The organism is Streptomyces sp. NPDC059224 (assembly GCF_042754285.1).
Classification (GTDB): Bacteria; Actinomycetota; Actinomycetes; order Streptomycetales; family Streptomycetaceae; genus Streptomyces.
The window spans coordinates 225,919-235,223 of sequence record NZ_JBHZAN010000010.1 but is presented as its reverse complement, the minus strand read 5'-3'; the positions used below and the strand labels follow the sequence as shown (position 1 = coordinate 235,223).

Annotated in this window: 10 protein-coding genes; 8 read left to right on the top strand and 2 right to left on the bottom strand. The window is 70.1% G+C overall.

What is annotated here, in order from left to right; translation table 11 throughout:
- Positions 1-148: 148 nt before the first annotated feature.
- The 8 genes from pcaC to ACFXI4_RS13270 all read left to right on the top strand — a co-directional run bounded on the left by pcaC (position 149) and on the right by ACFXI4_RS13270 (position 6,742).
- A complete protein-coding gene (gene pcaC / locus ACFXI4_RS13305) occupies positions 149-1,468 on the top strand; it encodes a 4-carboxymuconolactone decarboxylase (RefSeq protein ID WP_384990040.1) in 1,320 nt (439 codons plus the stop codon).
- Positions 1,469-1,496: 28 nt separating this feature from the next.
- Positions 1,497-2,132 (top strand): MBL fold metallo-hydrolase, encoded by a 636-nt coding sequence (locus tag ACFXI4_RS13300; RefSeq protein WP_384990039.1) that lies wholly within the window; start codon positions 1,497-1,499, stop codon positions 2,130-2,132.
- Between the two features lie 36 nt (positions 2,133-2,168).
- On the top strand, positions 2,169-2,948 hold the full coding sequence (locus tag ACFXI4_RS13295) for an exodeoxyribonuclease III (protein ID WP_384990037.1): 780 nt from the start codon (positions 2,169-2,171) through the stop codon (positions 2,946-2,948).
- A 16-nt stretch (positions 2,949-2,964) separates the two neighbouring features.
- On the top strand, positions 2,965-3,372 hold the full coding sequence (locus tag ACFXI4_RS13290) for a DUF6278 family protein (RefSeq protein ID WP_384990036.1): 408 nt from the start codon (positions 2,965-2,967) through the stop codon (positions 3,370-3,372).
- Between the two features lie 150 nt (positions 3,373-3,522).
- Positions 3,523-4,299 carry an amino acid ABC transporter ATP-binding protein gene (locus ACFXI4_RS13285; protein ID WP_384990035.1) on the top strand — a complete coding sequence of 259 codons (777 nt, stop codon included), beginning with the start codon at positions 3,523-3,525 and terminating at the stop codon, positions 4,297-4,299.
- Between the two features lie 15 nt (positions 4,300-4,314).
- Entirely contained in the window at positions 4,315-5,241 is a 927-nt protein-coding gene (locus tag ACFXI4_RS13280; protein WP_384990034.1) for a glutamate ABC transporter substrate-binding protein, read from the top strand.
- 11 nt (positions 5,242-5,252) lie between these two features.
- Positions 5,253-5,897, top strand: coding sequence for an amino acid ABC transporter permease (locus ACFXI4_RS13275; protein WP_362717913.1), 645 nt, complete (start codon positions 5,253-5,255; stop codon positions 5,895-5,897).
- Positions 5,894-6,742, top strand: a complete 849-nt coding sequence (locus tag ACFXI4_RS13270; protein WP_362717916.1) for an amino acid ABC transporter permease — start codon at positions 5,894-5,896, stop codon at positions 6,740-6,742. Before ACFXI4_RS13275 ends, ACFXI4_RS13270 begins: the two co-directional genes overlap by 4 nt.
- 43 nt (positions 6,743-6,785) lie before the next feature.
- Here the strand turns inward: ACFXI4_RS13270 and ACFXI4_RS13265 are convergent, their stop codons facing one another.
- Both ACFXI4_RS13265 and ACFXI4_RS13260 read right to left on the bottom strand, forming a co-directional pair.
- Positions 6,786-8,339 (bottom strand): CocE/NonD family hydrolase, encoded by a 1,554-nt coding sequence (locus ACFXI4_RS13265; protein ID WP_384990033.1) that lies wholly within the window; start codon positions 8,337-8,339, stop codon positions 6,786-6,788.
- 116 nt (positions 8,340-8,455) lie between these two features.
- Positions 8,456-9,220 (bottom strand): hypothetical protein, encoded by a 765-nt coding sequence (locus ACFXI4_RS13260; RefSeq protein WP_384990031.1) that lies wholly within the window; start codon positions 9,218-9,220, stop codon positions 8,456-8,458.
- Positions 9,221-9,305: the final 85 nt, after the last annotated feature.

Sequence of the window (9,305 nt, the reverse complement as noted above, 5' to 3'; positions counted from 1 at the left end):
GACAGGACCCTCGACAAGTCCCATCGTTGCAGGTCAGCAGCACTCTCCATTTATTTGATCAAGACTCGGACAGACCCACTCGCGAAAGCGCGAGGTTAGGTTCGGACCGGCGCTGTGAGATTTCGTGACGCATGAGAGGGTCATACGGGTGAGCGAGACACCACCGAACACCCTGCAATACCGCTTTGACGGACCAGAAGACGCTCCTGTCCTGATCCTGGGCCCCTCATTGGGGACCACCTGGCACATGTGGGACCGCCAGGTCCCGGAGCTGATCCAGCAGTGGCGGGTCTTCCGTTACGACCTTCCCGGGCACGGGGGCTCCCCGGCGCACCCCGCCGGTTCCGTCACCGAGCTGACCGCCCGGCTGCTGGCCACGCTCGACTCGTTCGGCGTGCAGCGCTTCGGCTACGCGGGCTGCGCGCTCGGCGGCGCCGTAGGCATCGAACTGGCCCTGCGGCACCCGGAGCGGATCGCCTCGCTCGCGCTGGTCGCCGCCTCGCCCCGGTTCGGGACGGCGGACGAGTTCCGGCAGCGCGGCGTGATCGTGCGGACGAACGGCCTCGACCCGATCGCCCGGACCTCGCCGGAGCGGTGGTTCACCGGCGGTTTCGCCGCCGCCCAGCCCGCGATCACCGAGTGGGCCGTGCAGATGGTGCGCACCACCGACCCCGGCTGCTACATCGCCGCCTGCGAGGCCCTCGCGGGGTTCGACGTACGGCATGAACTGGGCCGGATCGGCGTGCCCACGCTCGTCCTGGTCGGCTCGGACGACCAGGTCACCGGCCCCGCCGAGGCCCGCACCCTGGTCGCCGGGATCCCGGACGCCCGGCTCGCCGTGGTGCCCGGCGCCTCGCATCTGGTACCGGTCGAGCAGCCCGCCGCCGTCACCGACCTGCTGGTGCGGCACTTCTCCACCGCCTGGCAGCCCGCCTACGACTCCACCACCGGTCAGATGGCCATCCCGGCCGCTCCGCCGAAGCCGGTCCTGGCCGCCGCGCCGCAGGTCGTGCCCCAGGTCGCGCCGCAGGTCACGCCCCTCGCCGAGATCGCCCCGGCCGTCGCGGTGCCGCAGCCGCTCGGGCGGCCCGATCCCTACGACGCGGGACTGAAGGTCCGCCGGGAGGTGCTCGGGGACGCGCACGTGGACCGGGCGCTGGCCCAGGCCGACGAGTTCTCCGGGGACTTCCAGGAGTTCGTCACCCGCTACGCCTGGGGCGAGATCTGGGACCGGCCCGGACTCGACCGGCGCTCACGCAGCTGCGTCACGCTCACCGCGCTGGTCGCGGGCGGCCACCTGGAGGAACTGGGCTTCCACGTCCGGGCGGCCCTGCGCAACGGCCTCACCCCGGACGAGATCAAGGAGGTCCTGCTCCAGGCGGCGGTGTACTGCGGTGTGCCGGCGGCGAACAGCGCGTTCCGGGTCGCCCAGCGGATCATCCGTGAGGAGACCACTCCCGAGGACTGACGCACGTTCCGGGGGCAGGATGGTGACCATGAAGCTCACGAAGATGTCCCACGCGTGCGTGCGTCTGGAGAAGGACGGGCGCACGCTCGTCCTCGACCCCGGAGGGTTCAGCGAGGAGGACGCGGCCGTCGGCGCGGACGCGATCCTGATCACGCACGAGCACGCCGACCACTTCGACGAGGGCCGGCTGCGGGCCGCGCTGGACGCCGACCCGGCCACCGAGATCTGGACCCTGAAATCCGTCGCCGACCAGCTCGCGGCGGCCTTCCCGGGCCGGGTGCACACGGTGGGCCACGGCGACGCCTTCACCGCCGCCGGCTTCGACGTCCAGGTGCACGGCGAACTGCACGCGGTGATCCACCCCGACATCCCGCGCATCACCAACGTCGGCTACCTGATCGACGGCGGCAAGGTCTTCCACCCCGGCGACGCCCTCACCGTCCCCGGCCGTCCCGTCGAGACGCTGATGCTGCCCGTGATGGCCCCCTGGAACAAGATCTCCGAGGTCATCGACTACGTCCGGGAAGTGAGGCCGCGGCGCGCCTACGACGTCCACGACGCCCTGCTCACCGATCTGGCCCGCCCGATCTACGACCGCCAGATCGGCGCCCTGGGCGGCGCGGACCACCAGCGGCTGGCCCCGGGGACCTCGGCGGACGTCTGAGCCGCGCTGTCACAGGGGCCCGGTAGGTTGTCAGGCATGCGCATCGCGACCTGGAACGTGAACTCGATCACCGCCCGCCTGCCGAGGCTCCTCGCCTGGCTGGAGAGCAGCGGCACCGACGTGCTCTGCCTCCAGGAGGCAAAGGTCGCCGAGGCGCAGTTCCCGACCGGGCAGCTGCGCGAGCTGGGCTACGAGGCGGCGGTCCACGCCACCGGCAGGTGGAACGGCGTGGCGGTGCTGTCCAGGGTCGGCCTGGCGGACGTCGTCAAGGGCCTGCCCGGCGACCCCGGGTACGACGGAAGCGTGGAGCCCCGCGCGATCTCGGCGACCTGCGGCCCGGTCCGGGTCTGGTCGGTGTACGTGCCCAACGGCCGCGAGGTGGAGCACCCGCACTACGCCTACAAGCTGCAGTGGTTCGAGGCGCTCAAGGCGGCCGTGGCGGGGGACGCGGCCGGCAGCCGCCCCTTCGCGGTCCTCGGCGACTACAACGTGGCACCGACGGACGACGACGTCTTCGACCCGGCCGCTTTCGAGGGCCTCACCCATGTCACCCCGGCCGAGCGCGCGGCCCTGACCGCGCTGCGCGAGACCGGCCTGTCCGACGTGGTCCCGCGCCCCCTGAAGTACGACCACCCCTACACCTACTGGGACTACCGCCAGCTCGCCTTCCCCAAGAACCGCGGCATGCGCATCGACCTGGTGTACGGCAACGAGCCCTTCGCCAAGGCCGTGCAGGACGCCTACGTCGACCGCGAGGAGCGCAAGGGCAAGGGTGCCTCCGATCACGCTCCGGTGGTGGTGGACCTGGAGGTGTAGGTGTCAACCTGGGTCCATGAACATCCCCTTCCTGGGTAACAGGCATCCCCACACCGGTGGCGTGCCCCTGGTCGCCGACCCCGATCTGCTCGCCGAGTGCGAGCTGCTGCGCGCCCAGGCGGCCGAGGAGGGTGTCACGCTCGACGACACCCCGGCTTCGCTGGAGGCCCTCGACCAGTTGATCCCGCGCTGGCGGGACGACGAGGAGACCCTGACCTGGCTCGGCACCGACGCCGGCCTGTACCTGGGTACGGTCCTGATCCGGACCGTGCCCGGCGCGCACTGGGAGATCCGCACCGACGGGGAGCCGGTGGTACGCCTGGAGTCCGGGCGTGAGTTCGAGGTCGTCGAGTCCGGCCACGACTGGGCCGCGAGCGGGGTCCCCGAGCTCTCCCAGCTGTACGCGGAGGTGTCCGAGGCCTGACCGACGGCGCCGGGGCGGCGACGACTGCACCGCGATAAAGGCGGCGTAAATACGGCTAATGCCCGAAAAGTGCGTGTCGTGCCTCAAGCCCACCCGCGGGTGGATAGTTTGCGGCAACCACGACACAGCTGAGAGTGGGTAGGGCTGCGTATGGCCGTCGATACTTTGATCGAGCTGCGTGACGTCAACAAGTACTACGGGGACCTCCATGTCCTGCAGGACGTCGATCTCACCGTCGGCAAGGGGGAGGTGGTCGTCGTCATCGGCCCCTCGGGCTCGGGAAAGTCGACGCTGTGCCGCACGATCAACCGCCTGGAGACCATCCAGTCCGGCAGGATCACGCTCGACGGGCAGCCGCTCCCCGAGGAGGGCAGGGCCCTCACGAGGCTCCGTGCAGAGGTCGGCATGGTCTTCCAGTCCTTCAACCTGTTCGCCCACAAGACGGTCCTGCAGAACGTCTCCCTCGCCCAGATCAAGGTCCGCGGGCGCAGGAGGGAGCAGGCCGACCGGCACTCGTACGAACTCCTCGACCGCGTGGGCCTGTCGGCGCACGCCCGGAAATTCCCCGCACAGCTCTCCGGCGGCCAGCAGCTGGGGGCACCTCCCAGGCCCTTCGGGCACTGGGGGAGGGTGGCCATCGCCCGTGCCCTCGCCATGGAACCCAGGGCCCTCCTCTTCGACGAGCCGACCTCGGCCCTCGACCCCGAGATGATCAACGAGGTCCTCGACGTCATACGGCAGCTCGCCCGGGACGGCATGACCATGGTGGTCGTCACCCACGAGATGGGCTTCGCCCGCTCCGCCGCCCACCGCGTGGTGTTCATGGCCGACGGCCGGATCGTCGAGGACCGTGCGCCGGAGGAGTTCTTCACCGCCCCGCGCAGTCAGCGTGCCAGGGACTTCCTCTCCAAGATCCTCAAGCGCTGAGCGGGGAGCGCGACCATGTTCCGTAGCACTCGTGCGCCCGCCGCCCCGGCCCTGCTGAGCGCCCTGTCCGCCGCGCTGCTCGCCGCCGCGGGCTGCGGCAAGGAGGGCAGCCCGCCCGGGAAGGGCCCGGCGGCCGAGACCCTTCCCCACTACCAGGTGGCGCAGAACGTCCGGCTGCCCGCCTCCCGGACCTGGACCCGGGCCAGGCGGCGCGGCTACTTCGTGGTGGGTGCCAAGGAGGACCAGCCCTACCTCGGCGAGCGGGACCCGGCCACCGGGGTCTACTCCGGCTTCGACATCGAGATCGCCAAGATGGTGTCCGCCTCCCTCGGCCTCGCCCCGGGCACCGTCCGCTTCCGGACCATCGCCTCCGCCAACCGCGAGACCGCTCTCCAGAACGGCCAGATCGACTACTACGTCGGCACCTACACCATCAACGCCAACCGCAGGAACCTGGTCGGCTTCGCCGGGCCCTACTACCTGGCCGGCCAGTCCCTGCTGGTGCGCCACGACGAGAACGACATCCACGGCCCCCAGGACCTGGCCGGCAAACGCGTCTGCTCGGCCGCCGGTTCGACGCCGTACCAGCGGATCAGGGCCGACTACCCGAAGGCGGTCCTGGTCGCCTACGACACCTACTCCGTGTGCGTGGACAACCTGCTCACCTACCAGGTCGCCGCCGTCACCACCGACGACGCCATCCTCATCGGCTACGCGGCGAAGGCCCCCGGCGAGCTCAAGGTCGCCGGCAAGCCCTTCTCCCGGGAGCCGTACGGCATCGGCGTGCCACGCGGTGACAGCGCCCTGCGTTTCGCGATGGACGACGCGTTGGAGGCCCGTGAGAAGAACGGCGACTGGAAGAAGGCGTACGACGCGACGCTCGGCCTGTCCGGCGTCCCCGCCCCGAAGCCGCCCCCGATCGACCGCTATCCCGCGAGCTGACCGAGGACGGCATGAACGTACTGACCGACAACGTCCACACGTATGCCGAGGGCTTCCTCGGCACCGTCGAACTGACCGTCTGCGCCTCGGTGCTCGCCCTGGTCCTGGGTTTCCTGATGGCGTCCTTCCGGGTCGCCCCGGTCGGCTCCCTGCGGATCATCGGCACGGCCTGGGTCACCGTGCTCCGCAACACCCCGCTCACCCTGCTGTTCTTCGCGGTGCTGCTCGGCCTGCCCCGGTTCGGGCTCGTGCTGCCCTTCCAGGTGTTCGCGGTCCTCGCGCTCGGCTGCTACACCTCAGCGTTCATCTGCGAGGCGCTGCGCGCCGGCATCAACACCGTGCCCAGGGGACAGGGCGAGGCCGCCCGAAGCCTCGGCATGACCTTCGGGCAGACCCTGGCCCTGGTGATCCTGCCCCAGGCGTTCCGTTCGGTCATCCCGCCGGTGGGCTCCACCCTCATCGCGCTCGCCAAGAACTCCGCGATCGCGGGGGCGTTCAGCGTCACCGAACTCCTCGGCACCTACAAGACCCTGACCGAGCTCGGCTACAACATCGTCTGGACCTTCGTCTGGATCGCGGCCGGCTACCTCGTCATCACCCTGGCCGTCAGCGCCCTGTTCACCGTGCTGGAGCGGAAGTGGGGGATCGCCCGATGACCGAGGCCACCGCGCTCTACGACGTCCCCGGACCCGTCACCAGAAGACGGCACACGCTGTACGGGGTCCTGTCGACCTTCGTCATCCTCGGCCTGGTCGCCTGGATCCTGAACCTCCTCTTCGACACGGCCCAGTTCACGCGCACGAAGTGGATGCCCTTCGCCTACAAGGGAATCCAGGAACTCCTGCTGCGAGGCCTCGGAAACACGCTGGTGGCCTTCGCGACGGCCGCTGTCCTCTCCCTGGCGCTCGGCGGCCTGCTGGCCACCGGACGGCTCTCCGAGCACCGTGCGGTGCGGTGGGCGGCCACCGTCGTCGTGGAATTCTTCCGGGCCATGCCCGTCCTGGTGATGATCTTCTTCATCTTCGTGGCGCTCAAGGTCCATCCGCTGCCCGCCCTGGTCGCCGGACTCACCCTCTACAACGGCTCGGTGCTCGCCGAGGTGTTCCGCTCCGGGGTGAACAGCGTCGAACGCGGCCAGCGGGAGGCCGCGTTCGCGCTCGGCATGCGCAAGACCCAGGTCATGTCCTACGTCCTGGTGCCGCAGGCCGTACGGGCCATGCTGCCCGCCATCATCAGCCAGCTCGTGGTGGCCCTCAAGGACACCTCGCTGGGTTATCTCATCACCTACGAGGAGTTCCTCCATGCCGGGAAACTGATCGCATCCAACCTCGACTACGATTTGCCCTTCATCCCCGTGGTGATGGTGATCTCGCCGATCTACATCGGGATGTGCATGTTGCTCTCGTGGTTCGCCGGCTGGGTGGCCAGGAGGGAGCAGCGCAGTCCCAGGACCGAGGCCGCCGAGGTGGCCCCGGCCGAACCAGGGACGCTGCTGCCGTAGGGGGCGGCAGCCAGGGCCAGGCCCGGCCGGCGGCAGCCGGAGATCACTGCTCGCGCAGCGGAACGGACACGTACGACGGGTCGTCCACCGGCGAGGAGAAGGTCAGCTGCGCGCCGGACGGGTTGTGCTCGATGTAGAGCGGGTCCACCGTGTCGACCACCAGCGCGAGCCGGTGCCCGGCCGGCACGTCGTAGGCCGTGGAGAACAGGTCCAGGTCCACGTCGAACGCCTTGCCGGGGGTGCGGTCGTACCAGGTGTACGGCGCGTTGGTGACCAGCTTGCCGAGGCCGAGCGGGCCCACGTCGTACAGGTAGGCGACGAGGGTGCCGCGCTCCCCGGTCGGGGTGAGGGTGGTGTGCAGCCGGGCCGTACCGCGCACCCGCTGGGCGCTGCCGTAGCGCTCGGACTGCCAGACGGCGGCCCAGCGGCGGGGCAGCAGCGGGATCGACGCGACCGGCGGCAGCCGGGCTATCTGGTCGAGAAGGCCGGACAGGAGGACCACCCCGCCGTCCGCGCCCGAGTCGACGTTGGCGTGGATCGTGGTCGAGCCGGCGAGGGCGACCTTCCGGCGGGTGGCGCCCACCGACTTCCAGTCGGGGTAGCCCTCGTAGCCGCCGTCGGTACGGGACTTGAGCTGGACCGGCGGCTCACGGTCGATGCCGTTGCCGTCGCCCTTGAGGTAGTGGTCGAACCAGCGCTCGGTGTCGGTCCACACGTCGTTGGGCAGCCCCAGCAGCCCGGTCAGCTCGGCGGTGGCGTGGTCGCCCGGGCGCAGCTCCAGCCGCTTCGGGACGGTCAGCCTCCCGTAGAAGTCGGCGTACTGGTTGGCCGGGAAGATGCTGTCGCTCCAGGCGTTGGCCATGAAGACGGCCGCGCCGTTCTGGTTGAGCTGGTCGACACAGGTCGCGACGGAACGTTTCTCTCCCCAGGCGATCATGTCCTGTTCCCGGTCCAGGTTCGAGGCGTAGAAGTCCTTGAAGATCTGCCGTACTTCGGGGCTCTCCCGCCCGGTGAGAGTCGCCGAGCCGTCCAGGAGGGCGGTGGCCTCGACGTGCTGGGTACGGCCCGAGTAGATCGAGTCGATCAGATCGGCCCAGCCGCTGAGCGCGCCGACCGCCTTGATCCGCTTGTCGTGCGCGGCGGCCAGCAGGCTGATCCCGGCGCCGTACGACACCCCCGCGATGCCGATGTGCCCGGGATCCGCGGCGGTGTTGGCGAGCGCCCAGTCGATGACCTTGGAGGCGTCCGCGACGTCCGGCGGGCCGGCCACCTCGATCTGTCCGCCGGACTGCCAGAACCCCCGCACGTTGTAACTGAGCACGATGTAGCCGGCGTCGGCGAGTCTTTGGGCCTGGGCCAGGTATTCGACCTGGGGCAGCGACCAGCTCGTGGGCAGCACGATGAGCGGGTGGTGCCCGGTGGCGTCGGCGCCTGCGGGTGTGACGACGTTCGCCTTCAGGACCGTGCCGCCGTCGCCGGTGATGTCGACGAAGCGCACGGACGCGGCGGCCTGTGCGGCCGGTGCCAGGCCGATGAGGGTGCCGGCGATCAGGGCCGCCGAGACGGCCCCCGCGGCGGTGGTGCGACCGTGTCCCATGGGTCACTCCTCACTCGTGTCAGTGCAAAGTGACCCGACGGTAACCGCGACCTCTTACCGCAAGTAACCCGTCGGTAAGTTACGTGCCAGTAACGATTGTTGAATGGCGCGAGCGCTCAGGAGGCGCGGTGCGAGGAGCGGGGTGTCTCGGTCGCGGCGGGCGGCAGCGGAGCCTGCGCGGCGCGGCTGACGTCCTCGACGAGCTCGACCACGTCGGGCCCGTACGCCTGCGAGTTGACCACCTTGAGGAGCAGCACGAAGGTGTTGTTGCCGTGCTTGCGGGCGAGCCGCTGGTGATTGCGGGCGAGATAGCGGGTGGCCGCCTGATTGGTGATCGCACGTTGCCCGCAGAAGAGGAACACCGGCCGGGCGTCGGGGCGTTGCCCGGCGGTGAGCCGGGCGAGCAGGACGTACTCGGTGACGCCCGGGTCGAGACGGTAGCGCTCGGCGCCGATCTGGAAGGCGCCGCGGTCCGGTCCCGGCTCCGGGTCCACGTTGACCCGCACGCCCGGCAGCATCGCCGACATGTGCGCCACCATGCGCCGGTTCGACCCGGGCCCGCCCACACAGAACTCGGTGCGCTCGCCGAACCCCTGCTGGACGTTGTCCTGCGTCACCACCTGGAGGTTGGCACCGCAGTCCTTGATCAGCGCGGCCAGTTCCAGGAGCGCGAACACGTCGAAGCGGTGCACGGCCGGTTCGGAGGTGGCCGGATCGCGGTTGACGACCAGCAGTGACTCCGAGTTCTCCGGCAGCCCGAAAAAGGCCTGCTTGCGGCGCAGGCCGCGCCGCCACAGGGCGGTGCGGGCCAGCCAGCCGAGCGCCGCGCTGATGCCGGCGGCCACCACGCCAAGGATAATGTTGCGCAGGTCGTCATTCATGGGCGCGCATGCTAGCGGTCGCGGATGGCCGGAACGTACCCGTGTTCGATGTGTGGCGGTCGTATGACAGTGCCCTGAATGTGGC

Coding starts and splice junctions, on each gene's coding strand:
- ACFXI4_RS13300 (WP_384990039.1), top strand. CDS start 1,497: ATGAAGCTCACGAAGATGTCCCACGCGTGCGTGCGTCTGGAGAAGGAC.
- ACFXI4_RS13295 (WP_384990037.1), top strand. CDS start 2,169: ATGCGCATCGCGACCTGGAACGTGAACTCGATCACCGCCCGCCTGCCG.
- ACFXI4_RS13290 (WP_384990036.1), top strand. CDS start 2,965: ATGAACATCCCCTTCCTGGGTAACAGGCATCCCCACACCGGTGGCGTG.
- ACFXI4_RS13285 (WP_384990035.1), top strand. CDS start 3,523: ATGGCCGTCGATACTTTGATCGAGCTGCGTGACGTCAACAAGTACTAC.
- ACFXI4_RS13280 (WP_384990034.1), top strand. CDS start 4,315: ATGTTCCGTAGCACTCGTGCGCCCGCCGCCCCGGCCCTGCTGAGCGCC.
- ACFXI4_RS13275 (WP_362717913.1), top strand. CDS start 5,253: ATGAACGTACTGACCGACAACGTCCACACGTATGCCGAGGGCTTCCTC.
- ACFXI4_RS13270 (WP_362717916.1), top strand. CDS start 5,894: ATGACCGAGGCCACCGCGCTCTACGACGTCCCCGGACCCGTCACCAGA.
- ACFXI4_RS13265 (WP_384990033.1), bottom strand. CDS start 8,339: ATGGGACACGGTCGCACCACCGCCGCGGGGGCCGTCTCGGCGGCCCTG.
- ACFXI4_RS13260 (WP_384990031.1), bottom strand. CDS start 9,220: ATGAATGACGACCTGCGCAACATTATCCTTGGCGTGGTGGCCGCCGGC.